The sequence below is a fragment of the Candidatus Pantoea communis genome, from assembly GCF_011752685.1.
In the GTDB taxonomy this organism is placed as follows: domain Bacteria; phylum Pseudomonadota; class Gammaproteobacteria; order Enterobacterales; family Enterobacteriaceae; genus Pantoea; species Pantoea communis.
This window is the reverse complement of sequence record NZ_VWXC01000017.1, coordinates 96,624-121,997: the sequence shown is the minus strand read 5'-3', so window position 1 is coordinate 121,997 and position 25,374 is coordinate 96,624. Positions and strand designations below refer to the sequence as shown.

General features: G+C 53.7%; 21 protein-coding genes and 1 riboswitch. Of the genes, 10 read left to right on the top strand and 11 right to left on the bottom strand.

What is annotated here, in order from left to right; genetic code table 11:
- Window positions 1-425: 425 nt before the first annotated feature.
- Window positions 426-1,022 carry an XRE family transcriptional regulator gene (locus tag F3J37_RS20480; protein ID WP_166935390.1) on the bottom strand — a complete coding sequence of 199 codons (597 nt, stop codon included), beginning with the start codon at window positions 1,020-1,022 and terminating at the stop codon, window positions 426-428.
- Between the two features lie 43 nt (window positions 1,023-1,065).
- On the opposite strand from F3J37_RS20480, the gene F3J37_RS20475 reads away from it, so the two are divergent.
- Window positions 1,066-1,755 (top strand): B3/B4 domain-containing protein, encoded by a 690-nt coding sequence (locus F3J37_RS20475; RefSeq protein ID WP_166935404.1) that lies wholly within the window; start codon window positions 1,066-1,068, stop codon window positions 1,753-1,755.
- A gap of 153 nt (window positions 1,756-1,908) precedes the next feature.
- Here F3J37_RS20475 and F3J37_RS20470 read toward each other — a convergent pair whose 3' ends face one another.
- Entirely contained in the window at window positions 1,909-2,823 is a 915-nt protein-coding gene (locus F3J37_RS20470; RefSeq protein ID WP_166935388.1) for a LysR family transcriptional regulator, read from the bottom strand.
- 105 nt (window positions 2,824-2,928) lie between these two features.
- On the opposite strand from F3J37_RS20470, the gene F3J37_RS20465 reads away from it, so the two are divergent.
- Window positions 2,929-3,942 (top strand): aldo/keto reductase, encoded by a 1,014-nt coding sequence (locus F3J37_RS20465; protein WP_166935386.1) that lies wholly within the window; start codon window positions 2,929-2,931, stop codon window positions 3,940-3,942.
- Between the two features lie 417 nt (window positions 3,943-4,359).
- On the opposite strand, the gene F3J37_RS20460 is transcribed toward F3J37_RS20465, so the two are convergent.
- From F3J37_RS20460 to F3J37_RS20445, 4 genes are all read right to left on the bottom strand, one after another.
- Window positions 4,360-5,301, bottom strand: coding sequence for an alpha/beta fold hydrolase (locus tag F3J37_RS20460; protein WP_166935384.1), 942 nt, complete (start codon window positions 5,299-5,301; stop codon window positions 4,360-4,362).
- A gap of 104 nt (window positions 5,302-5,405) precedes the next feature.
- Window positions 5,406-6,173, bottom strand: a complete 768-nt coding sequence (locus F3J37_RS20455; protein ID WP_166935382.1) for a 3-oxoacyl-ACP reductase — start codon at window positions 6,171-6,173, stop codon at window positions 5,406-5,408.
- 26 nt (window positions 6,174-6,199) lie between these two features.
- On the bottom strand, window positions 6,200-7,651 hold the full coding sequence (locus F3J37_RS20450; RefSeq protein ID WP_166935380.1) for an acyl-CoA reductase: 1,452 nt from the start codon (window positions 7,649-7,651) through the stop codon (window positions 6,200-6,202).
- Window positions 7,648-8,730 (bottom strand): LuxE/PaaK family acyltransferase, encoded by a 1,083-nt coding sequence (locus F3J37_RS20445; RefSeq protein WP_166935378.1) that lies wholly within the window; start codon window positions 8,728-8,730, stop codon window positions 7,648-7,650. Before F3J37_RS20445 ends, F3J37_RS20450 begins: the two co-directional genes overlap by 4 nt.
- A gap of 98 nt (window positions 8,731-8,828) precedes the next feature.
- A riboswitch (TPP riboswitch) is annotated at window positions 8,829-8,957 on the bottom strand.
- Between the two features lie 947 nt (window positions 8,958-9,904).
- Here F3J37_RS20445 and F3J37_RS20440 point away from each other — a divergent pair.
- Window positions 9,905-10,219 carry a hypothetical protein gene (locus F3J37_RS20440; RefSeq protein WP_166935376.1) on the top strand — a complete coding sequence of 105 codons (315 nt, stop codon included), beginning with the start codon at window positions 9,905-9,907 and terminating at the stop codon, window positions 10,217-10,219.
- A gap of 117 nt (window positions 10,220-10,336) precedes the next feature.
- On the opposite strand, the gene F3J37_RS20435 is transcribed toward F3J37_RS20440, so the two are convergent.
- Complete coding sequence (locus F3J37_RS20435) at window positions 10,337-13,024, bottom strand: cation-transporting P-type ATPase (protein WP_166935374.1); 2,688 nt, start codon at window positions 13,022-13,024, stop codon at window positions 10,337-10,339.
- Window positions 13,025-13,782: 758 nt separating this feature from the next.
- On the opposite strand from F3J37_RS20435, the gene F3J37_RS20430 reads away from it, so the two are divergent.
- From F3J37_RS20430 to F3J37_RS20420, 3 genes are read left to right on the top strand one after another with little or no spacing between them, the layout of a single operon-like run.
- Window positions 13,783-14,868, top strand: coding sequence for an efflux RND transporter periplasmic adaptor subunit (locus F3J37_RS20430; protein WP_166935372.1), 1,086 nt, complete (start codon window positions 13,783-13,785; stop codon window positions 14,866-14,868).
- Window positions 14,868-17,930, top strand: coding sequence for an efflux RND transporter permease subunit (locus F3J37_RS20425; protein ID WP_166935370.1), 3,063 nt, complete (start codon window positions 14,868-14,870; stop codon window positions 17,928-17,930). Before F3J37_RS20430 ends, F3J37_RS20425 begins: the two co-directional genes overlap by 1 nt.
- On the top strand, window positions 17,927-18,892 hold the full coding sequence (locus tag F3J37_RS20420) for an acyltransferase (protein WP_166935368.1): 966 nt from the start codon (window positions 17,927-17,929) through the stop codon (window positions 18,890-18,892). Before F3J37_RS20425 ends, F3J37_RS20420 begins: the two co-directional genes overlap by 4 nt.
- Here F3J37_RS20420 and F3J37_RS20415 read toward each other — a convergent pair.
- Together F3J37_RS20415 and pagP are read right to left on the bottom strand one after the other, a co-directional pair.
- Window positions 18,882-20,387: an alpha/beta hydrolase gene (locus tag F3J37_RS20415; RefSeq protein WP_166935366.1), complete on the bottom strand. Its 1,506-nt coding sequence runs from the start codon at window positions 20,385-20,387 to the stop codon at window positions 18,882-18,884. The two genes, F3J37_RS20420 and F3J37_RS20415, sit on opposite strands and share 11 nt — an antisense overlap.
- Window positions 20,377-20,934 carry a lipid IV(A) palmitoyltransferase PagP gene (pagP, locus tag F3J37_RS20410; protein WP_166935364.1) on the bottom strand — a complete coding sequence of 186 codons (558 nt, stop codon included), beginning with the start codon at window positions 20,932-20,934 and terminating at the stop codon, window positions 20,377-20,379. Before pagP ends, F3J37_RS20415 begins: the two co-directional genes overlap by 11 nt.
- 239 nt (window positions 20,935-21,173) lie before the next feature.
- Here pagP and F3J37_RS20405 point away from each other — a divergent pair, with 239 nt between their 5' ends.
- The 3 genes from F3J37_RS20405 (at window position 21,174) to F3J37_RS20395 (ending at window position 22,188) form a co-directional block, all read left to right on the top strand.
- On the top strand, window positions 21,174-21,416 hold the full coding sequence (locus F3J37_RS20405; protein WP_097117703.1) for a type II toxin-antitoxin system ParD family antitoxin: 243 nt from the start codon (window positions 21,174-21,176) through the stop codon (window positions 21,414-21,416).
- On the top strand, window positions 21,409-21,699 hold the full coding sequence (locus F3J37_RS20400; RefSeq protein ID WP_097117702.1) for a type II toxin-antitoxin system RelE/ParE family toxin: 291 nt from the start codon (window positions 21,409-21,411) through the stop codon (window positions 21,697-21,699). Before F3J37_RS20405 ends, F3J37_RS20400 begins: the two co-directional genes overlap by 8 nt.
- Before the next feature lie 279 nt (window positions 21,700-21,978).
- Complete coding sequence (locus F3J37_RS20395) at window positions 21,979-22,188, top strand: iron chelate uptake ABC transporter family permease subunit (protein ID WP_255464799.1); 210 nt, start codon at window positions 21,979-21,981, stop codon at window positions 22,186-22,188.
- 7 nt (window positions 22,189-22,195) lie between these two features.
- Here F3J37_RS20395 and F3J37_RS20390 read toward each other — a convergent pair whose 3' ends face one another.
- On the bottom strand, window positions 22,196-23,200 hold the full coding sequence (locus F3J37_RS20390; protein ID WP_370662134.1) for a helix-turn-helix domain-containing protein: 1,005 nt from the start codon (window positions 23,198-23,200) through the stop codon (window positions 22,196-22,198).
- Between the two features lie 117 nt (window positions 23,201-23,317).
- Here F3J37_RS20390 and F3J37_RS20385 point away from each other — a divergent pair, with 117 nt between their 5' ends.
- The gene (locus tag F3J37_RS20385) at window positions 23,318-24,802 is read left to right on the top strand and encodes an MFS transporter (RefSeq protein WP_166935360.1); all 1,485 of its coding nucleotides are present in this window, start codon (window positions 23,318-23,320) and stop codon (window positions 24,800-24,802) included.
- A 3-nt stretch (window positions 24,803-24,805) separates the two neighbouring features.
- On the opposite strand, the gene ddpX is transcribed toward F3J37_RS20385, so the two are convergent.
- A complete protein-coding gene (ddpX, locus tag F3J37_RS20380) occupies window positions 24,806-25,366 on the bottom strand; it encodes a D-alanyl-D-alanine dipeptidase (RefSeq protein WP_166935358.1) in 561 nt (186 codons plus the stop codon).
- Window positions 25,367-25,374: the final 8 nt, after the last annotated feature.

Here is a 25,374-nt window from a genome sequence, read left to right as displayed (position 1 = left end):
GAGTATAACGACGGCGCTTTTGCTCGCCAGTGATCACTTCGATTCTTTGCACAGGACACTCCTTAAACATAGCTCTATGCGTATGTCTTACTGGTGAAGTGTCCGGTTTAAACGGGGGCTATTACAGAACGCACCATGACTAGTAAGCAGCGCATAAAGTACTAAGGGTACCTGACCAACTCTCCGTTGATTCACTCATAACGCTGTTAGCAAGGTCCGCAGTTCGCTCATAGCGGACCCCGCGCAGCTGCAGGTCTGCTCCATGCCTGAAGTGGACCTTAATGAAACTGCAGACGAAAGGTAAATAATGGATGTTTCTGTTGAGATTCGCGTCTCGTTTACAGCGCCATTATTCTCAATTTGAACGGCGTTATCAGATAACCCGATATTCTTTATCAGCGCATCATTTAACGAGCCTGGGTACGTCAGCGCACTCGCTCGCTTACCGTCATGGTAAACTTAAGCGGGCCGCCCTCATGACAGCTATAACTATGTGGCAGGTCTGTCCGGGCGATCACTGAAGAACCTTCACTTACAATCAGACGCTCCTCCCCTAAAGTCAGCAGAAGAGAGCCCTGCACTACATGTAAAAGTTCGCACGTGCCATCTGAGTGTCCCGGGGAATCGAAAATCTCTCCGGGATGCATTTTCCACTCCCACAACTCGATCATATCCGGTCCGCTTGTGCCCGCCAGCAAGCGCGCGGTACCGCCATTTTCTCCACTCCACAGGCAAGGTATATCACCTGCTGCAATCAGATGCGCGTTGGGTTTGCTGGCAACGTTGACAATGTCTGCTACCGAGACGCCCATCGCTGCGGCAAGCTTGCAGAGGATTGCGATGCTGGGGTTTGCCCTGCATGCTTCAATTTCAACCAGCATACCTTTGCTCACACCCGCCAGACGTGAGAGTTCATCAAGCGACATTTTTTTCTGGCTGCGATACTGCTTCAGGGAAGCGGAAAGCGCCTCATTAATTTTGGAAGCATCAGTGCCGGTCGTTATATTGACTTTTTTGTTCATCAGTCATTATCATAATCTAAAACGGTCATTTCAGGATTATCAAATGCTAATAGCTCATCCGTCAATCAGTTCCGACGTTGCCCGTCTGGCTCCCGGCTTCCGCGCTCTCAGTATCAGCGTATCTGCTGCACCACTGGTTAACGCCAGCTTTGGCGAAGAAGCGCTTCGTAAAGCCTGTGAAGAGGTACTCAACGGGCAACCTGGGTGGGCTGAAACGCATCTTAATGCATGGTCTGAAACCTTTCGCGCCTTCGGCGCGAAGCCCAGGCGCACGCCCTGTTCAGCAGAAGCCCTTCGCAAACGCGTGGTACGAGACGGGTTTATGACACCGCTTGACCCTGTAGTTGACCTGTATAACGCAGTGAGTCTGCGGTATGCCGTTCCCGTGGGTGGTGAAAATCTGGAAGCCTATCGTGGCGCTCCCCGTCTCATTATTTCAGACGGCAGTGAACCATTTGACACCCTCAAAGACGGTATTCCCTGCGTTGAACAGCCCGATGCGGGAGAGGTAGTCTGGTGTGACGAATCAGGCGTTACCTGCCGACGCTGGAACTGGCGGCAGGGCATAAGAACACGACTGAGTTCTTCAGATAAACACATGTGGTTCATTCTGGAAAGTCTGCCACAGATGCCAATTGAAGCTCTGCATGAGGCTGGTAAAATGCTGACAGACGGGCTGGAAGTCATGATGCCGGGAGTTCAGTATGAAGTTTCATTCATTGAAACGCTCTAAGCGAATAGTAAACCGGCAGATCAACTGCCGGAACTCCCCCCTCAATTGTCTGCTGTTCGCGTACAACTGTCCTAGAGTTTCCCGAAGACTACTGTGTGCCAAAAGTGGACATCGTTTTACCCTCAAAGGCTAATCTCACCACTTATGCGAATGCTAACAACGTTCTTCCAGCGCTTCTCTGATCCAATCACTGAACACACGCATGACGGCTTCTGTTCTGGCGGGGAGATGACGGTTGCGAGGCCAGAGCAAAGTGACTTCAGGCGCCCTGGTTTCCAGGGCGGGAAGAATACGAACCAGCTTATTGGTATCTAGCGCAGGCGCCACGATGAAATTAAGGCTCTGCACGATCCCCATTCCGGCAACAGCGAGCTGCACCCGCGCTTCGGCATCGCCCACAGATGCCACCGTATCCGGCCAGAAAGTCCTGACTGCACCGTTACATTCAAATTCCCACCCCAGCTTCTCACCTGGCACCGGCAGCCTAAAATCGATCAGTCGATGGGTATGCAACGCTTCAGGCGTTTCAGGTACGCCGAATTTCTGCAGGTATTCATGAGACGCCACATTTATGCGCAAAGGAAAGCCCAGCGAACGCTTGTGAAGATCCTGATCTTCCAGCCCACCAATGCGTATTGCGAAATCAATCTCTTCACGAACGAAATCACTGCGCTGATCGGTCAGGATGATTTCCGGGTGGATGTCAGGATACTGAAGCATCAGTTCAGGCAGGCGCGGAAAAATAATGGCGCGGGCAACTGAAACGTTAACGCTCACCCGGACCTTTCCGCTCAAGCGCTGCTGAGAGCCTTTCAGATCGGCTTCTACTTCATCCAACTCCACCAGCAACCGTTTACACGTAGCGTAATAGCGCTGACCCGCTTCTGTTGCGGCCACCGCGCGCGTAGTGCGGCCGAGGAGTTTCACGCCCAGATGTTCTTCCAGACGTGCAATACGCGCTGTCGCGTTTGAGGGAGATATACCTGAGAGACTGGCTGCACGGCTGAAAGAGTGGGTTTCAATGATGCGAATAAACAATCGCATCGAGGTGAGCTGGTCAAACCGCATTGATTATTCTCTTTTTCAGAAGAATGAATTCGTATTCTACATTCTATACGCATGGTTTGGATCGCTCTACATTAAGTTCCTCAACCAAGAGTTCAGGAGAATCACATGCAATACGTTCGTTTTGGTCGTTCAGGATTAAGGGTTTCACGCTACACGCTGGGAGCCATGACATTCGGCAGCGGTGAGGGGATCTGGTCTTCTATCGCTGGGCTGCCTGTTGATGATGCAAAACGCATCATCAGCGTGGCGCTGGACAAGGGAATCAATCTGGTGGATACAGCAGACGTCTATTCTCAGGGCCAGTCAGAGGTAGTGCTCGGGCAGGCATTAAAATCAATGCGCATAGACGATAGCAAAATGATGACCGCGACCAAGGTGCGACTGCGAACTGGCAATGGTCCGAATGACGTTGGTTTAGGGCGTTCACATATCATTAATACCGTAGAAAAAAGCCTGCAGCGGCTTCAACGCGATCACATCGACCTGCTGCAACTGCACGATCGCGACAACCTGACCCCTCTGGATGAAACGCTACGAACGCTTGACGATTTAGTCACTCAGGGCAAGGTGCGGCATATTGGCGCCTGTAACTTCAGCGCAGCGGAAATGACGCAAGCCGATGCTTATTCACAGCAGTACGGAAAAGCGCGATTCACCAGTAATCAGGTACACTATTCGCTGGCGTGCCGCGATATTGAATTCGATGTAGCGAAAGCCGCACAGGCGGCCGATCATGCACTGATGATCTGGAGTCCATTGAGTGGAGGCTATCTTAGTGGAAAATATGCCTCGAACACGCAGGAGCAGGGGCGTCGCTCTAAGCTGAACTTCCCACCGGTTGAACCAGCGCGCGTTGATCCGGTAGTCGACGCGTTAATTGCCATCGCCAGAGAGATGGCCTGTTCGCCAGCCACAGTCGCGCATGCATGGTTGCTGGGACGTCCCGAGGTCACCACCGTGATTGTCGGGGCGAAGAATGAACAGCAGTTACTGCAGAATCTGGAAGCCGAGAATTTGATGCTATCGTCAGAGCAGGTAACGAAACTGGATGCGCTCTCTCAGCCTTCAATCCCCTATCCTTACTGGATGCAGCATTTTCATGATAAAGACCGTATGTGATGCTTGACCAGGCTGGGGACGGATGCTTATTGAGGCTTGATACTGCTTTCTTAGTGTTCGTCGGCCAGCTGACCTGCTCCCCTGATTGATTTAATGCGATGTCAGTAATGTCCGCAGACGCTCTTAGAAAATCTTCAGCGTCACCTGCTGGTCTGCTCCCTGCCAACAGCAGGCGTTTAGATAATTAAGCAAGAACATGATCAATTGACGTATGTTCTTAGCGTGTTAAAGCTACTAATACGGCGGCAAGGAGTCCTATGCAATGAATGGGCGGAAAATCAAACACCCCATCAAAATAGACCTTGCCATCTCGCCCCCACATCTCTTTCACATCAGACATGCATCCTGCGCAATATCTGCACCCTACACTCTAATGCACCGAAACAACGGCCGATTCCGACCGTTCCTCCCGAAATCTCATTCAGTTTGCCACTGCATCTGGCTAGCATCGCCATTCAAAAACGACTCAACCGCGTCGGAAAACCGCTCAGGCTGATCAAGCATGACAAAGTGAAAACTGTTATCGATCCGTGTGAAGTGGATATTGGGTGCAGAAGCATAGGCTCGACGGTACATTGCATCCATGCTGGCTGCTGGTAAGCCGAATAGCGTGTCATACGCGTATACGACCTCTATCGGCGCTCTGATGCGGCCAAGTTCGGGACGCAAATCGGTGATCATCACTTCATACACGGCATCGGCAATGGTTTTACGGTCGGAATGGATTCCTGCCGCCACCAGTGCTGGCCTCACCGCCTCGGTCTTCGCTAAACGGGCGATGGATGCTTTCTGAAACTCCGTGAATTGCTCCGGCGACTGCCCCAAAATTAAATTTCGCGTCGCAGTGGCCTGCGGGGCGACCGTTTCGCTGGTCGCCGCTGGATTGAACATCAATGAATAGAACGGCAACGCATCAACGACCATCACGCGCCCCACCAGGTCAGGATGACGAGCAGCCAGCATCAATGCCATTTCTCCCCCAAGGGAATGGCCAATGATCGTCGGGGCTTTGATGTGCTGGGCGTGAATATATGCAGCGATGGCGTCAACTGCCGGAGCCATGATTTTCCCGTCCGGGTTGGCAATGGCAGCCGTATTCGCGAAGCCTGCAAGCTCGATAAGATGAATGCGATGGTTCTTGCGTAATTTTGCAGATAAATCGGCCCAAACGTCGCGTGAAGACGCCAGCCCTGGAATCAATATGACATCTGTTCCCGTTCCTTGCGTCTCAACGGAGATTCGCTGTGAGTTCGGATGTGCTGGAGGTACAGGCAATGGCTGAGCGGCAGACGCCGATACTAAGCTCGACGCCATTAAAAGCGTTCCACCGATGACGGCACGGATAGTTGCGGCATTCATTAAACCTCCCTGTTTATGTTAAGCGGCGTTAGCAAATTGATAAATCAGTGATCAGACTAACGCTAACCCATCGTGCTGCCAACAATATCAGCGTTCGGCCCCCGTCATCCCATCACCAACCCACCATCAACATACAGCGTTTGCCCGGTGACAAACTCGCTCCATTCTGAGGCTAAAAACATCACCGGACCGGCGACATCCACTGGCTCGGCAATTCGGCGCAGCGGCGTTTGTGCGGTGATAAAATCGCGCACGTCTTCTCGCGTCGCACTGCTGGCATCCGTGGGATAGACCAGACCCGGCGCAACACAGTTCACGCGAATCCCCAGCGGCCCCAGTTCAGCGGCGAGTGAACGGCTAAAGCCTATTAATGCGGATTTCGCCGTGACGTAATCGTGGTAAGGAACAGACGGACGCGCCACCAGATCGCTGGAAAGATTGATAATGCTGCCGCGTGTGCGTGAGCGCATCAACGGCAACGCAGCCTGGCAGACGTTATAGGCCGCGCCGACGGCACCGTCAAACTGGCTTTGGTAGCCCTGCCATGAGGTTTCCCAAAAGCGCTGTCGATTATCGGTATCGAAAACATAGGGTGCGAAAGCATTGTTCACCACCGCATCCAGACGACCCGTGGTGTTAGCGATCTGCTCCATCATCGCCGCCACCTGCTCTGCTGAGGTGACGTCAGCGCGAATGGCGATGGCCGAACCGCCCAGTGCTTCACAGCTTTTTACCACTTCCATCGCTGCGGCTTCACTGCGCAGGTAGTTCACCACCACCAGCGCGCCCTCAGCGGCGAACGCCTGCGCGATAGCTGCACCAATACCCCGGCTCGCACCCGTCACCAGAATCGTTTGATCAGCAAATTTCATCTCTTACCTCCTGTAAAAACGTGGATTCAATCCGCATAGGGCGCGAAGCGCTCAGCGGCAGTTTCAGCAGATGCCTCTATTTCCGTAAAAGTGACCAGATCCAGCAGGCTGAAGCGGCCATCGTGATGCCATCCGGCGGCAGGCGATGTCATGCTGCCAAAGGCAGTAATACGGGTGATACCGGCTTGCCCTAGCCGCGCGGCGAGACCAAACAGCTCTCGCGGAGTGGCCGCCACCGCCGCCGTTTGCAGGTAAATTTTCTGCTGCGAAATCAATGCAATCGCATCCTCAATCTCATCAACGGCCACCACTTTAAGCGTGCGTCCGAGTGCCGACGGCATCAGAGCTTCGGGGCCATCTACTACCACCACTGACCAGCTGTCCGTTGGCTCGCCGAACAGGATGCGATTGTCCTGTAACGCGCGAATCTCTTCACGGCTGCGCCAGGCCGCCACGCTGTTCGCTTCAGCCGAAGACAGCACTCGACGCGGATATTTGCGCGCCAGCGCTCGCAGTTCATGGGCGATATACTCCGCGAATTCCTGCGGTGTGATGCGTCCACCGCGTTCAACAAATAGCATTTGCGGTGAGTAACAGCCCGCCTGGTCATAGCGTATGACGTCATAGGCCACGCGCTGCGCCAGATCGACGCCCTGCCTTGTATCCAGCGCCGAACGCGCCACCAGCCCCACGCTGATTTTATGGCCGTGCGGCAGAAAACGCGTGGTGACCGGCAGTTGGTGTTTGATTGCAGCCAGCGCGGCATTACCACCGTAAGCCATCACCACGTCAGGCTGGGTTAACCAGTGTTTTTCTGCTTCGGCTTCGCCGCCTTTCCACCACACTACCGCCAGGCATTCGCCAAGTTGGGGATCGATCTCAGCCAGCAGTTGCGCGAACCAGCCCGCCATCAGCGGTTCGGCACCGGGCAATTTGCCCACGCTGCCCGCTTTTACCAGCAATCCACAAATCAGACTCCACAGCGGTAGACCCGGCACATTTCCTGCCCAGATATGCATGAGCAGATCTGGGCCAAATGCCCGTGCGAAGCCGCCATTAGGTCGCGGCTGAAAATCATCCAGCAGCTGCGGATCGTTAAAGTCCTCGGCTAAAAAGCGCTTGAGCTGCGGCTGTCGAAAAGTTTTGAGGTATCCGGTAAGCCCAAGGCGAATCATCTCGGCGTCATAACCGGTGACAATCGGCAGCAGCATTTCGGCCTTGCGGCGCAGTGGATGGTTTCGATCCAGCAAACGCGCAATGGCCTCATCAATAATTGCTACGATCTTCGCCACGCTCATCGTTTTGAGATAAGCGCGAGCGTGATCGCGCAGATGTGCGCTGAGAAGTGTAATTTCTGCCGGATTCAGGTCAGGCACGTCGACATCCAGGTGCTGGCCGTGATGGCTAAAACTCAGCGTGCGCCACTGCACCCCTTCAGGTGATAAACATCCCGGTAGATAACCCGCGACCTCTTTCACACTGCACCCTGCGCAGCAGCCAGGAACTCTTCCATCGCCAGCGAACAGCCCTTCGCATCCGCCCCGGTGACCCGGCCCAGCAGATGGAAGCCGCCCGCCACTGCCCGGCCAGCATCTTCCGTCAGCAATGCTGACACTGAATTGAAGTGGGCCAGATCATGGTGCACCAGCACACCCACCTCACCTTCCGGCACCTCTTCGCCCGTCAGTGGATTGACCACGCGGGTGCGGATCCAGTGCGGGCCGGATTTCATCGAGGGACAGGCCACGTTGCCGTCATCATAAAACTGGCTGCTCAGTTCGGTCATGCCGTACATGTTGATGCAGTGAGTGCGCGGCACGCCCAACGCCGCACTGAGTTCGGCGTAAAACTGCTCGGCCTCAATCTCGCGGGATTGCCCCTTAAATCCACCGGTATCTAAAATTCGGCTGCCAGCGGGTAATGCAAAATGTCGCCCCTGGTGCTGCAGTTCGTCGAGCAGATGGACAAAGCTGTAGCTCGCGCCCAGCAGCGCATAAGGTTCGCCCTGTGCTTCAGCCTGCTCCAACGCAGCAAACAGGCGATCCATCGCGATACCGCTGTCATCCAGCAGCACTTCGCTCTCGGCGGTGCCAAATTTTTCCACCGCTAATGTCAGGTAATGGGCCAGCGAAGAGTTGGGCAGCGCCCGATTATCAGGGAACAAAATGCCCATGCGAATCCGCTCTTCGCCCGCCATAAAGCGCTGGCGGAAATTCTGCATCATCGAGCATTTCCAGACATCAAGCGTCGGATGATAGCTGCGACCCTTCACTGTGCCGGTGGTTCCGCTGGTCATAAACACCGCTTCGACGTCATCTGTGGCATGGCAGCTCAGCGTCAGATCCTTAAACGCGGTAATGGGAATTGCCGGGATGGCACGCCAGTTTTTCACCGTAAACGGTGTGCGGCCGCGCTGCATGGCGAAGCGGCGATAGGGGAGGTTGTGTTCAAATTGGTACGCGAAGACGGCAAGCGCCATGCGGTTAAAGTCTTCGTCGGTTGTATCCTGACGCTGAAGAAAGGTGAGCAAAGCGTCGATCAAAGCAGCTTCAGTCATGGGCGAGTCCACCAGTTGCGATTTCGCGAAATTTCTCAGGCCGGGCCTGATGAGTAGAGTCTGTCCGCTACAAGCACAAAGATGGGATCAGGACGCAGTGTCGCCCTGTGTTCCGCTCCCTACGCCGGTATTAGCCGGATCAGGTTCGTAGGGTCACTACGTTGCCAACGCGAAAACGCTGGCGGGTAGAATCTCAGCCCGCTAACCGGGCACCCCCTGGAACAGGTCGCAGTCAATCAAAAGGCCGCTCAATAAAACCTCAATCAACTCACTGATTTTATTAAGCTTACTTTAAATCTACTGCAGACGGTCGTTAAAGGTTAAACCATTTGCTGTTTTAACACACTGATCTTTTTATCTGACCAGATGCACGACGAGCGTTTCAGCTTCGCGGTGATTCATTGATTAATGTGAATAGTCCTGCTGAATGAGTGAGCTGTGAGTTTTTATCATCAGATACTTCTGACCTCAGCATTAATGTAGGAAAAAATGTCATGAGAATGCCATAACTCTACCATTAACAAGTTATTAACCAGGATATTTGATGTACTTTGGCTTTAATGCCCGTTTTATTTGTTCGAGTCCCTCTTCAATAAATCTCACAGGATTTTTTTGTGATACGTAATATTCAGAATTTATCCCAACCATTATCAGATAATGACCAGGCGACATCGGCAATACACATCAATTCATTTCATCAAATAAACCAAAAATACTATTGATTTTCCGCTAGTTAGACCGGAGACTGTTTGTGAAGCACTTAAGGGAATTTAAAATGAAGACTTCCGCTAAGGTTGGAGCACTCAGTGCCCTGGGGATTATTTTGTCTGCGTCGGGTTATGAGGTATATTTGCGGAGCGTAGAAAACCAAAAAAGATGAAATAGCCTGTGTGACCGTTCACAGTCGTGATGCGGTTATTGCCGTAGAAAAAGATCTCCTCAATAAATCCGATACCGAGATGTTTGGGAAAAATAGAATCACCCTGGGCTCTCTTCTGGTCCACAATGAAGGCGTAGCAAAAAAATGGTACACGTATTATCGTTCCGTTTACTTTGGCGAGCCATCGTGGGCAAACTGAGTTTCAGGCCGTAGTGAGATGTTCAAATTTACAAGATATTGAATACGATAAACTTTAATGAGTCCATTAACTCACGCAGCAAACGGATAAAAACCATGTATAAGGCAACGAAATATTACGTCTGCGATCACGCCCGCAGGGGCTTGCTGTTGCATACCGCAGGATGTGAACAATTACCCGGTATCGATTCACGGGCGTTTATTGGCAGTATGTATAACCACAGCCAGGCATTAACCGTCGCCGCAGCGCAATATACGAATGTTCATTACTGCCCGTGCTGTATCACTGTGAATGAGACTACCGAGCCAGAAAAATCCAAGGCAGCTATGCCAGCACTGTGCAGGGCGACAAAACCAAAGAGAAAGAAACCGGTGAAGATTGTCGAACCCGTGCGACACTTTCCTCTCTGACTTGATGACAGCAAATGTCCTGCAACGTTTAAATCCCATCTTTTGGCTCGAAATCTACATGTATCGTCTTAAACACCGCCCGCCTCGCTGACACCAGCGTGACGGGCGGCAGCAGACTCAAGCCGTTCTGAATCGCCGGGTAAGTGGTTTCTCGACTTCAACAATTAGGAACATCACGAAACCGATGATGAAGGTGATCACCCAATAACGGAATGGCAGTCCAGTGGTACCGAATAGCAGCTGCATAAATGGCGCATAGATGATCAGCAGTTGCAGCACCAGCAGCACCGCGCTAACGATCCAAATACCTTTGTTCATCAGCAGCCCTTTACTCAGAGAGAAGCCGTCCGACACACGGCAATTGAGCATATAGAACCACTGCGCGGTAACCAGCGTCTGTAACAGCACGGTGCGGATAAACTCAGGGGAATAGCCACGCGGCTGCAGCCAGGCTTCCAGCACAAACGCACTTATCGCAATCATTGAACCAACAAACACCACGCGCCAGATGGCGAATCCATCCATCACATGCAATTTGGGATCGCGCGGCGGTCGGCGCATGATGTTTTTTTCACCCTCTTCAAATGCCAGACCAAACGACAGCGTGGCCGACGTCGCCATGTTCATCCACAGAATCAGTACCGGCGTGAGCGGAATGAGATTCCCTGCCAGCAGCGCGATGATGATCAACAATCCCTGCGCGAGGTTGGTGGGCATAATAAACAAGATGGTTTTTTTCAGATTGTCATAAACCCGGCGCCCTTCCCTTACTGCGCTGGCAATGGTGGCGAAGTTGTCATCCGTGAGCACCATATCGGCGGCTTCCTTGGTCACTTCGGTGCCTTTAATACCCATTGCGATACCGACATCGGCGCGCTTCAGGGCGGGCGCATCGTTCACGCCGTCCCCGGTCATACCGACCACCTCTTGCTTACTCTGCAACGCCTGAACCAGACGGAATTTATCCTCCGGACTGGTGCGGGCAAAGATGTCGTAGGCCTGCGCGGCATCACTCAACTGGTGATCGTCCATCACTTCCAGTTCACGTCCGGTGATAGCAGAGCCCGCATTGCCAATCCCCAGCATCTGCCCAATGCTCATCGCGGTTTGCGGGTGGTCTCCGGTGATCATTTTGACGCGTATGCCGGCTTGCAGGCAGTCACGAATCGCGGCGATGGCTTCAGGGCGCGGCGGGTCCATCATTCCGGCAATGCCGAGCAGAATCACGCCCTGTTGCAGATCCTGATGGGTGAGTTCAGTTTGTCCCGGTAACGCCGGTTTCCAGGCTGCCGCCACCATGCGCAGCCCTTCGCGCGCATACTCTTCAATCTTGCCTTCCCACCAGCTGATATCGAGCGGTTGCAGACCGTGCTCGGTTTGCTGCTGCTGACAAAGCCGGAACAGCACATCCGGCGCGCCGGTGATAAGCACGCGCTCTTCGTCACCAATGCGGTACAACGTCGACATATATTTGTATTGCGAATCAAACGGAATTTTACTGCGTAACTCGGTGGTGACCACCGGCAACTGCCCTTTGGCGGCCAGTACCTTGAGTGCGCCTTCTGTCGGCCCTCCGGTGATCTTCCAGAAGCCGCTCTCATCCTTAATCAGCTGGCTGTCATTACACAGATCGATGGTGCGCAGATATTGTTCAAGCAAGGACCCGCCCGTGACGGTAATCGGCACGGCGTCATCTGCTTTATGAATGGCGCCAACCGGTTCATAGCTGTCACCCTCTACCCGATAAATATGATCGGCGGTGATCACCGCTTTGACCGTCATCTCATTCATGGTCAGCGTGCCGGTTTTATCCGAGCAGATCACCGTCATCGCACCCAGCGTTTCCACCGTCGGCAACTTGCGAATGATCGCCTGCTGTTTCGCCATGGTCTGCACGCCAAGTGAGAGGATGATGGAGATGATGGCAGGTAAACCTTCGGGCACCGACGCCACCGCCAGACTGATCAATGACAGCATCAGTTCAGAGACCGGCATATCGCGGAACAGCAGGCTGAAGACAAACAGTGCCGCCATCATCGCGAGAATAATCAGGAAGATGGCTTTACCCAGCTTGTCCATTTGCACCAGCAACGGCGTGCGATGCTTTTCGATATCGGACATCATCTGATTGATGTGCCCCAGTTCGGTCTCTCCGCCCGTAGCGACGACCAGCCCTTTACCGCCACCAGAACTGACCGTTGTTCCCGAAAACAGTAAATTGGTGCGGTCGCCTAACGGAAGTTCGCCCGCAAGCGCATCGGTGGTTTTCTCTACCACCGTGGATTCCCCGGTGAGTATCGCCTCTTCGACGCGCAGATTGTGGGCTTCGATCACGCGCAGGTCAGCGGGAATACGATCCCCGGCGCGGATCACCACCACATCACCTGGCACCAGCGCGGTGGTCGGCAGGGTTTCATGGTTACCCGCGCGGATCACCACCGTTTCACTGGAGAGCATATTGCGTATGCTTTGCAGGGATTTTTCCGCGTTACTCTCCTGGATATGACCAATCAACGCGTTGACCACTGCCACACCGAGAATGACCAGTGTATCGACCCAATGGCCCATCACTGCCGTCAGCAGCGCGGCAGCGAGTAACACGTAAATCAGCACATCGTTAAAATGGGCGAGGAAGCGCAGCCATGCTGGCTTGCCCGGTTTTTGTGGCAGGGCATTTTCACCGTACTGTTGTAAGCGTGCTGTTGCTTCACTACCCGAGATACCTTCGAGTGAACTCTCTGTCTGGCTCAAGGTTTCATCGACAGAAAGCTGATAGTACGACCTTTCCGATTTAGCAGTATTCATCGCTTTCTCCTCAAATCCTGTTTCGGAAATCAAGGCGGTGACATCGCGTTATTAACAGATCCACTTCAAATACAAAGACAAACATCCACGTACTGCCTGAGGTGAGTCCCGTTTATAACTGAAAGACATGTCATTAATGGCTGCTCAACGAAATTGAGCAGGGAAATAATCTATACGCCAAACTTTTGACAAGAGAAATGAACGTTATAAACGTAGCACAGGCTATTCAACTCACTCTGCTTTTATGAGGAAAGTCATCCGTAATCAAAAAACAATTTTTAGCGTAATTTTAAACCAAAGATAAATAAGCCGTTTTTAACGAAAATAAATTAACCTATCCCTATGTTAATGAAATGGCGGGAAAAGCCACACTTTGTGTTTATGTTGTTAACGTGGTTTAAAGTTCTATTTAAATCAAATAAATCAGACTTAAATTCCATGAGTTGCGATAAAGTTATTGCGTTTATCAAACTTTACATTTTTGGATATCCACAGCTATGCTCATCCTTAACAAATAAACCTTAACCGTCACTCCTATCCGTCCGCAGTGAGATGACTCTATTTCGCCCACTGTTAATGGAGGTAACGATGCCGGACTATAGTCTGCTGCGCCTGAGTCTTTATGTGGTTATCGCTATTGTAACCTGTTCTGCCGTGGGGTTATTTACCTACGCCGTCGTTTCAATGCTCGGTGAATAAGAACCTCGCTAATAATAACGCCAATAATTAATTCAATATTGCTGATTGAGGACAAACTCGTGACGCGTTATTTTCCGCTGATCGCCATTGTTATATTGATAACAACAGGTTGCGATCAAAAAAAAACGGAAGTTACTCCTTTGCCGCGCATGGTGAAAGTGGTTGAGGTAGTGGCTTCCGGTGAGGCTCAGCAACGCATCTTCCCCGCACGCATTGAATCGGGTGATTCCACCGACCTCTCCTTTAAACGAGGTGGACAGATCGACGCCCTGGAGATTCGCCAGGGCAACAATGTGACGCAGGGACAAGTGATCGCCAGACTGGTGGCACGTGAGGCTCAGCAGCGCGTTAACGAACGCCAGACCGCCGCCACCCTCGCTCAGCGACAGTTTGCACGATTCCAGACGCTATCTGGTCGCCAGGCGATCTCGCAGGCCGAAATGGACGTGCAGCGCGCAAACCGCGATGCCGCCAACGCGGCCTTGCAAATTGCCCGTGAAGAGTTAAGCCAGATGACCTTAACCGCGCCTTTTAGCGGCACCGCGGCGACGGTCAATGTGCGTAATCATCAGGTGATTGCGGCGGGCCAGACCATCGCCACGTTAACGCGCACCGACCTGCTTGATGTGGTGTTTAACGTGCCGGAAAACCTGTTCACCGCGCTGGATATCCGCAACATGACGTATCGCCCGGTAGTGAGGATTAACACGCTGCCGGATCGCGAATTTCAGGCTGAATACAAAGAGCACACCGGTAGCAGTAGCAGCAACACACTGACCTGGCAGGTGATCTTAACCATGCCGCGCCCTGCCGATTTTCCGGCCGTGGGCGGTGTCAGTGGTACTGTCACCATCAATCTGGCCAATCTTCCCGCCAATGTGAATCACGCTGCGCTGGTCGTTCCGGTCGAGGCGGTGTTTAACCCCGACAGCCACCAGCGCAATGAACCTCATGTCTGGGTGGTGCAAGGCAGCGGCGATCAGCTCAAGCTGGAAGACCGAAAAGTCACTGTTGGTGAGGTCACAAACCAGGGCGTAGTGATCACCGATGGACTGAAAGCCGGTGAACGCGTGGTCGCAGCAGGCGTCAATGAGTTACATGCGCAACAGCCGGTACGCATCTGGACGCGTGAGCGAGGGCTGTAATGGACATCTCCAAACAGTTTATTGATAACCCGATTCGCGTCTGGCTGGCGATATTGCTGTTGGGGCTAGGCGGTATTTTTGCCATGCTGAATATTGGTCGCCTGGAAGACCCGGCTTTTACCATTAAAACCGCCGTAGTGGTCACGCAATATCCTGGCGCGTCCGCACAGCAGGTGGAAGAAGAGGTGACGCTGCCGCTGGAAAATGCCCTGCAGCAGTTGCCCTATCTGGACAGCGTCAGTTCCATCTCCTCCAACGGCCTGTCACAAATTACGGTGAATATTGCGTCGCGCTACCACTCCAATGAACTGCCGCAAATATGGGATGAGCTGCGGCGGCGCGTCGGTGATGCGTCACGCTTCTTCCCGCCCGGCGTGGCGTCGCCTTTCGTTAACGACGATTTTGGCGACGTGTTCGGCTTCTTCTTCGCCATTTCCGGTGACAACTTCAGCAATCCTGAATTAGTGCAATACGCTGAACAGCTGCGGCGAGAGCTGGTGCTGGTGCCCGGCGTGGGCAAGGTGGCGATCGGCGGCGCTATCCCGCAGCAAATTGATGTCGATGTCTCGCTGACGAAAATGGCCGCGCGCGGTATCACTCCGGCACAACTCTCCGCCGCACTCAGCCGCCTGAACGTGGTGTCCAGCGCAGGAGAGATCAAATCCGGCTCCGAATCGATTCGTCTGCATCCTACCGGGGAATTTGAAAATATCGATGAGCTGAGCGATCTGCTTATCAGCCCCGTTGGCGACACTGCCACCACCCGCTTGCGCGACATCGCCACGCTGTCTCGCGGGTTGAGCGAATCCCCTTCCAGCATCTATCACGCCAACGGCCGCCCGGCGGTCACCATGGGCGTCTCCTTTATCCCTGGCGTCAACGTGATTGATGTGGGGCGTGCACTGGAAGCCAAACTGCAGCAGATGTCGGCCGAAAAACCGGCCGGTATTCAGATCAACACCTTTTACGATCAGGCTGCGGAAGTGGCGCACTCCGTCAACGGCTTTATCACCAACTTCCTGATGGCGCTGGCGATTGTGGTTGGCGTGCTGCTGATCTTTATGGGCGTGCGCAGCGGCATCATTATTGCGCTCTCGCTGGCGCTGAACGTGTTGGGCACCCTGTTGATCATGTATTTGTGGGGCATTGAGCTGCAGCGTATTTCGCTGGGTGCGCTGATTATTGCCCTCAGCATGCTGGTGGATAACGCCATCGTGATCGTCGAAGGAGTGCTGATTGCGCGTCAGCAAGGCTCATCGCGCACCTCGGCGATCAACTTTGTTATCCGGCGCTCGGCCTTCCCGCTGTTAGGGGCCACGATTATCGCGATACTGGCGTTTGCACCGATTGGGTTGTCACAGGATTCCACCGGTGAATACTGCAAATCCCTCTTCCAGGTGCTGCTGATTTCGCTGATGCTGAGCTGGTTCTCAGCGCTCACCATCACACCGGTGTTGGTCAAATGGTGGCTGTTTAAAACGAGTAACACGGCAACGCCCGCCGCTGAAGCCTCGCCCTATGATGGCGGTTTTTATCGACTCTACCAGCGCACGCTCAACGCTCTGCTACAGCAGAAAACGGTCACGCTTGCGGTGATGGCTGCCCTGCTGGCGCTGGCGATCTGGGGCTTTGGTGGCGTGCGGCAAAACTTTTTCCCCTCGTCCAATACGCCGATCTTTTTTGTCGATTTGTGGCTGCCTTACGGCACGGACATCAAGGCCACCGAGCAAATGGCCAGCGATATTGAAAAGTCGATCACCGGGCAGCAAGGCGTAGTGTCTACGGTCACCACCGTCGGCCAGGGCAGCATGCGCTTTATCCTCACTTACAATGGACAGCGTCAATACAGCAATTACGCGCAAATCATGGTGCGCATGGACGATCAGCGCAATATCGCTGCGCTGTCGCGCCGCGTGGATGACTATATCGCCCGCCAGTATCCGCAGGTCAATGCCAGTACCAAACGGGTGATGTTTGGTCCTTCCGGCGGCAGCGCCATTGAGGTACGCATCAAAGGTCCCGATCCTGACCGTATGCGCCTGATTGCCAGCGAAGTGGGTGATATCCTCGCGCAAGATCCCGCCACCGACAGCGTACGCAATGACTGGCAAAACCGCAGCAAGGTCATCCGTCCACAGTTTAATCCGGCGCTGGGCCGCGAGCTGGGGGTGGATAAACAGGAGATCGATAACGCGTTGCAAATGAATTTCACCGGCAGCCGCGTGGGTTTATACCGTGAAGGCGCAGATTTACTGCCAGTGGTGGTGCGTCCGCCCGCCAGCGAACGCCAGGATGCCAATCATCTGAACAATGTGCTGGTGTGGAGCCAAAGCCAGCAGCATTACATTCCGCTGAGTAATGTAGTGAGTGGCTTTAATCTTGAATGGGAAGATCCATTAATTCTGCGGCGCGATCGCAGCCGCGTGCTGACGGTGATGACCGATCCCAGTCCGCTCACCAGCGACACTTCCGGCGATATTCTGTCACGCGTGCGACCGAAAATTGATCAGCTCCCACTGCCACACGGTTACAGCATTGAATGGGGCGGCGATGCCGAAAACTCCAGCGAAGCGCAGCAGGGCGTGTTCACCACGCTACCGTTGGGCTATCTGGTGATGTTTGTGATTACCGTGCTGATGTTTAGCTCCGTAAAAAATGCCGTGGCGATCTGGCTAACGGTGCCATTGGCGCTAATCGGCGTGACGCCGGGCTTTTTGCTCACCGGTATTCCGTTTGGCTTTATGGCACTGATCGGCTTGCTGAGCCTGAGCGGCATGCTGATCCGCAATGGCATTGTGCTGGTGGAAGAGATTGAACAGCAAAAACAGGACAAAACGCAGCATGACGCGATTCTGTATGCCGCCACGTCGCGCTTGCGCCCCATCCTGCTCACCGCGTTCACCACGGTGTTAGGCCTGGCACCGCTGCTGCGCGATGTGTTTTTCCAGAGCATGGCGGTGGTGATTATGTTTGGACTGGGCTTCGCAACGATACTGACGCTGCTGGTTCTGCCGGTGATTTATGCCTGCTTCCACCGCGCTGAGAAAGCGACGTCAACATGAACGCCACCGGGCTGAATGTCATTAAGACACTCGGCTGCATGGCGGCAGTGACCTTTTTTACGCTGTATAACACCTGGGATCGCTACGATTATGATTACCACTGGATTCTGGCGTTCCTGACGTTTATCTCCACCATCGCTACCCCACTGTTTTTTGTGGTGGCGGGCATTATGGATAGCCACGCCGAGCAGGATTTACGCTGGCAGCTCAACAAGATACGCAATGTGGTGATCGTGTTTCTGTTCTGGATGACGGTTTACTATCTCTGGGAACCTTACCAGCGCGGCTATCTGATTCAGCCGTGGTTTGTGTTCTCGTTTATCGTGATCTACAGCTTCAATCCGCTGCTCAGCTGGCTCAGCCTGCATCGGCTGGCGTTTTGCGCGCTGGTCGGTGCCCTGTTGTTGTTTTCCTATGGATACGATTTGCTGTCGGTGCTCTATCCCGAGGTGCGGGTGCTCAGCCTAGCGCCGCAATACCGTATCTGGACCTGGCTGCTGTTTTACCTCACCGGCCAGCTATTGTGTGAACCAGTGATTGCCGACTGGCTAAGTCGGAGAAAAGTCGCCCTCGTCGCTACCTGTGCCCTGCCCTTTATTTATCTGTTCACCTGGTTGTACGAGCAACACTTCTTCTTCGCGCTATTTAAAGCCGATCGCAATGCTTTCCTCCTCACCGGCTCACAAATCTACCTGCTGGTGGTCGCACTGGTGTTAGCCGCCAGCGGCGTGCGCTTTCGCCGCCATGTCGCCCTCAAAGAAACCCTGCTGGCCGCCGTGAGTAAAACCATGACCGGGGTGTACATCATGCACTACTCGGTATTTCATATCGTCACCGCGTTGATCCCGATTAACTCGCTGGCCACTAAACTCACGCTGATTGTGCTGACCTTTGTGCTCTCAGTTTTGCTGGCCCGACTGATTCTCGCCAACGGGCTGCTGAAAAAAGTCATTACTCTTTAAGGCACTGTTGCAGATCCGGCTGCTGACCGCAGGCAATTCGTCCATTTATTTGCGCCATCATATAAGTGAAAAACGGATTGGAGGTATTACGCATCAGCGTGTCGAGCCCAACGGTAAGACTGGAAGTTTCTCCGCGCAGTGAGATGGTGCCGAGGCTGATGCCATAACGATTTTTCTCGGTGGGTTCGCGGCCATACAGCGAATCGGTGAGAGGGAATGGGACAGCGATATGCGACAAGGAATACATATCCTGCGGCCACGCCAGATGCAGCGGACGCGTCACTTCGTTGGTTTGATCGGCAGGCGTGATGCGGGCGACCACGCCATAAGTGGTGGGTGAGGCGTTAGTGATCACCGTTGTGGCGTAATGACGCGGCGCGGCAGGCAGTAAGTCGTTGACCGCTGAATACAGTGCAGGCCGGAACAGCGCGCGTAAGTTGGCCGCCTGGTTGATATCGAAAATCACTAACTGACTGCCATTGTCCGGCAGGTAACGGTACAGCGCACTCACCACCGCGCGGGTACTGACAGTGGAATCGAGGATCGACTGGAACGACAGCACCGGGGGTAAGCCACGTATTTCGCCATCGCGGGCGAGTTGCACAATCTGTTCCTGCAACGCCTGGGTTAACAGCCAGGACTGACGCGCCGCCCGCACCGGGAATGAATTGTATTTAAACGGGTTGTATTCCGGCACGATATTCAGCCACGCCGCTTTAGCAAACACCGGGAACACCGCTGGCCATCCCGCTAACCCCGCAAAACGGGCGTATGCCGTCACGCCAATCATCGGTGACAACAACACCACCTGTTGTGGTTTACGCAGCGCCTGATTCTGTTGGCTATCAAGCACATATTTCATCGCCAGCGCGCCACCATTGGAGTAACCCACCAGATGCAACGGGACCTGGGATCCCGCTATCCGGATGGCTTCACGCACGGCCAGACGCGTCGCGGCCAGCCACATTTTCCAGTCAACTTTGGTTAACGATCCCGGCGCGGTGCCGTGGCCGGGTAATCTCGGTACTACCGCAACATAGCCTTGTTGCTGATAGGCCTGTGCCAGATAACGCATGCTGTAAGGCGAATCCGTTAAGCCGTGCAGCAGCACCGCCGCGCCTTTAATTTCACCAGAGGGTTTGAGTACAAACGAACGATTCCAGTCAGTGGAAAATCCTGCCGGATACACCGGGCTTTGCGCGTTATAGCGGTTGAGCGAGGTTTTCTCTTCGTCACTGAGTTGATCCGTGACGTTGTGTTTCATCTGCTTGAAGATCACATTTTCCTGCGCCAGATAATCGGCGAAGCTGGCGTGATCTATTTGCTCTACCGTCATTTCATCAGCCGTCCAGGTGTGCCAGCGATGCAGCGGTGGCCCCTGTTCAGACTGATATCCACGGATCAGCAAAAACATGATCAGCAAAGAAACCAGAATCAGGGCAATTCTCTTTAGCCACTTAAGCGCAGAAGAACGTTGCAGCATTTCAGAAGCCATAGCGGAACCAGGCAAACAGCACATTACCGTTGTTATAAGTGCCCGGAATATAGGTGAACTGCACGTTGAGGCGTTTATAGCCTGCGGAGAACAGCGGCAAAACAATCGGCAGCGGCACATAGTTGGCGAAATCATCACGCGCCGTGATGCCAGCGGTTAACCCCAGCCCTAATCGTACATCGCGTGCCTCATCCAGATACCAGCCCTTCTCCCAGCCGTAACCGATAATCGGCTGCCACATATTATGTGAATCCTTAAATGCCATCGCATACAGCGCGCTCCAGTCACCGTCTTCGTTGTAGCGGGACACACCAAAACCTCCGCCCCACGGCGATTCGTTATAGTTGTCGGTTTTCTCTTTGTCGTAAGCAAAACGCGCATGCCAGCTGATGAACGGCAAATAGAGGTCGTAATATTGTGGCTGCTCCCACGTTTGCGAGACATCCTGTTTCAGCCATTCCCAGCCATCACTCAATGTGCCCGCCGCCAGGGCCGGGAAAGTCAAAACACTCAACGAAGCGCACAACGCCACCAGAAAAGTACGCATGAGTTATCCTTCTGCAAAAGCACCAATGATAGTGAGCAAGGGGAACAGCCAGCATGATCTGTGTGCCCATACCGGGCAGACCGTCAGGGAATATTATAGTTGTTGAGTGAAGGTTAAGGGTCTGCGCAAAGCATACTATTGCGTGGCACATTCCATAAGAACGAGGTCGATTTGACTGGCGATGAAGACTTGAGCAAACTATGTTCTTTTGTATTAACAGTTAATACATGGTGAGTTCAATGAGAAAAATAACGTCGGTTAGCGTCGGTGAACAACTCGATAACTTCATCTCGCGCATGGTTGATTCAGGGCGATATGGATCAGCCAGTGAAGTGATGCGTTCGGCTTTACGCCTGCTGGAACAACAGGAATTACATGATCAAGTTGTCCGAAATGCCGTAGTTGATGGGTTGGAAAGTGGCGAAAGCCCGCGTTCACTGCGTGAAATCGCTGCTGAAAGGAAGAAGCTTAATCGTGTATAAACTGTCCGAACTTGCCGATAGTGACTTTGCCAATATCTATGATTATACCTTGCTCAAATTTGGTGAAGCCCAAGCCGATCGCTACACCGATGCATTGGATGAGTTCCTTGAAACATTGTCAAAGATGCCTGAGATGGGACAGGATTACCCGCGCGTGCAGGATGTGAAACGTATTGTTTTCCAGTCACATACCATTTTTTATACTGCCAATCCTTCCGGAATATTTATTGCCCGAATTTTACATCAACAGATGGATACGGCTCGTCACCTACCCGACTTTTAATTCCACACTCAGCACCCTATCGCGCCCAAAATCTTCCTCAACAACGCTTTTTTTACCTTTTCCAATCATCCCATCTTGATAATGATAACGATTTTCATTCAAATACAGCCTGCCACTCTTTTTTGTGCAGCACTGTGCGGTTGTTGGGAAGCTATCTTGCCAGCGTTACTATACGGAACTGTTCCGATATTTAAGCGGTAAACTGCGAGCTAAGCATCTCGCGAAAGAACTGACTCAGAAAACATTTAGCCGCGAGCATGGGAATTTCAACCAATATGTTTGCTGGCACCGCAGTGCGCCAGAGCAATGGGCGCCAATCTACTGCGTCATCAGCTGTGCGCCGCCGCGTTGATGGGAGGATTGTTGATGGTGTTAGCCGACTGGTTGGGGCGCAACATCGCCTGGCCATGGCCGATTTCCGCCGGGCTATTGACCGCATTTATCGGTGCCCCCTGGTTTCTATGGCAGCTGCGCAGAACCTCAGGCTGAAAAACACTCAGCCCATCACAAGCCGCTCATTGAAGGCCTTGCGCCATTTTGTCGGCGTGGTGTTGAACCGTTGTCTGAAGTGATGGCGCAACGCTTCGGGAGAACCAAACCCCGCCTGCTCGGCAACCTGATCAATACTGAGCGCGTTGTTTTCCAGCATCGCGCAGGCTTTTTCCAGCCGAATACCGAGCAACCATTCACCCGGCGAGGTACCAGTGGCATCATGAAAGCGGCGAATAAAGGTCCGACGGCTCATGCCTGCTTGCCGCGCCAACTGCTCGATCACCATCGGCGCGTTCAGATTATTGCGCAAATCGTCCAGCAGGGGCGCGAGGCTGTAGTTGCGACGTTGTGGAACAGGTTGTTGGATCAACTGCGCCTGGCTGCCTTCACGAAGGGGAGGCGTCACCATTCTGCGTGCGGTGCGATTGGCGACATCAATGCCGTAATCGCGTCGAATCAGATGCAAACATAAATCGACACCTGCTGCACCGCCCGCCGAGGTGATGATGCTGCCTTCATCCACGTAAATCATGCCGTGTTCCACCTGCGCCTGTGGAAATCTTTCGGCAAGGATCTCGGTGCTGTTCCAGTGGGCTGTGGCACGTTTCCCGTTTAACAGCCCCGCTTCACCCAGTACAAAGCTTCCGGCACAAATGGAGACAATCCGTGTGCCATTTTGATGGGCTTTTTGTAACGCTGTGATTAACGCCTCAGAGGCCGGTGCGGTCACGCTGCGCCAGCCGGGGATGACGATGGTTCCGGCGTCTTCCAGTAACTCAAGCCCGCCATCCACCACCAGGCGCACACCGCCCTGCGCACCAAACACGCCCTCTTCCACCGACGCCACGCTCAGGTCATACAGCGGATGGCCGAAGACGTCATCTGCTCGGCCAAACGCTTCAACGGCAGTACCAAATTCAAAGGTACAGAGGCATTCATACGCCAAAAGCACCAGCCGCCGATTTTTCGGCGCTGCAGGAGGGGAACGCAGAGAAGAAGTGATTTGCATGTCAGCCTTATCCATGATGTTGGCACGATCTTGACGATATCTGGCATCGGCATGGATTTCCACCGTTGCGTCAATCTTCCATGCTGGCACGCTCTTAACGTTACGCAGGAATTCAGGATGAAGAACATGTTGGCGCTGATGGCGGTGTGCTTAGCCGCGTTGATGTCGGGGCTGGAAATCTCCAGCGTGCCGGTGATTTTGCCGATACTGGAACAGGAGATGCAGGCGAATTTTCGCGATCTGCAGTGGATCATGAATGCCTATACGCTGGCCTGCACCGCCGTTTTAATGGCGACCGGCACGCTGGCGGATAACTATGGCCGCAAGCGCATCTTTCTCATCACCATTGTCGGTTTTGGTTTGACCTCGGTGATGTGCGGCCTGGTCGGGAGTGCATTCTGGCTCATCATCGGGCGCTTCCTGCAAGGGCTAAGCGGCGGTGCGATGTTAACCTGCCTGATCGCCATACTCTCGCACCAGTTCCCGCAGGGAAAACCCCGCAGCCAGGCCTTTGCCGCATGGGGGATAACCTTTGGCTTTGGCCTTGGTTTCGGTCCTATCATCGGCGGGATGCTGGTGGCGGTTTTAAGCTGGCAATGGGTGTTTCTGGTGAACGGCTTTATCGCGCTGCTGACATTCGTGCTCGCACTGAAAAATGTGGATGAGTCCCACCCTGGCCAGGGCAACAAACTCGATCGGGTTGGGTTGATCACACTCACCCTATGCGTGGTTGGCGTGACCTATCTCATTACCCAGGGTGCCAGCATCGGTTGGCGCAGTCTTGAAGCCCGACTGATCATGCTGGTGATCCTGATCAGCGCGGTGGTATTTATCCGCACGGAGAAGCGCCATCCGTATCCAATGTTTGATTTCTCGGTGTTTCGCATTCGTTCCTTCTCGGGGGCTTTGATGGGTTCGATTGGCATGAACTTCAGCTTTTGGCCGCTGATGATCTACCTGCCGGTTTATTACCAGAGCGGGCTTGGATTCAGCAGTATGGATACCGGTTTTGCCCTGCTTGCCTATACCTTGCCCACCTTAATGATGCCGCCGATAGGGGAAAAACTGGTGCTGCGATTTGGCGCTGCCCGCGTCATTCCCCTCGGGTTATTTTCGATCGGTGCTGGGTTCGTGCTGATGAAACTGGCCATCACCTACCAACTGAGTTTGCTGCCGGGTGCCCTGCTGGCGGGAACCGCGCTTGGACTCACCAATACGCCGGTGACCAACACCACGACCGGTTCCGTTGCCGCTAATCGGGTTGGCATGGCTTCCGGGATTGATATCAGTGCACGTTTAATCACGCTGGCGATCAACATCGCCTTGATGGGCAGCCTGCTGGTGGCAGTGATCGCCGCCAGTCTGCGGCAACGGCTTCTTGCCTCCAGCGATGTGGTTGCGCTCGCAGAACGCATAGCGGCTGGCGCTGAAGTTTCGCTTAGCCGCGCTATCACCTCGCAAGTGCTGGCTGACGGTTTTTCCGCCGTGCTGACCTATGGCGCGCTGGGTGTAAGCGGTCTGGCACTGGCGAGTTATCTGCTGTTCAGGCCCAAAAGTCTCAGAGTGGCTGAGCGGACGACCCATCCCTGCCGACGAGAGTGAGGGTTATCGCGCCACGCAGCCAAAGCGATCTTCCAGCAACGGATAGCGCTGCGCATCCGGTAACTCAAAATGCCACCACTCGGTTGGCATACCGACAAAACCGCCTGCCAGCATAATGGCATTAAGCATCAAACGATGGCGCTGTGCCTGTGGCGGTACATCGGGATGGAACGGATGCGACAGATCTTCCATCGCATCAAAGGCGGTGCCCATCTCCAGCACCTTGCCCGCGTCATCCACTAACGTCAGATCAATTGCCACGCCACGGCTGTGATTCGAGCCGATTGCGGGCGGCACCACGTAGTCGGCATCCGGGCAGGCATCCCACAGATGCCACTGCGCCTGCTGCGGGCGATATGCATCAAAGACTAATAAGGTGAAGCCAGCCAGTCGGGCGACCTCAACACTTTTTTGCAACGCGCGCGCGGCTGCTGGATGCAGCAGAGCTCGCGCTTCCCGATAAATGGCGTAACCGGTGATGTTATCGGTCGTGGCGTATTTCAGGTCAAAAGCCAACGTCGGAAAGGTAGCGGCTAAATCAGTGAGTAAAATGTCCTGCGTCATCCTTCATC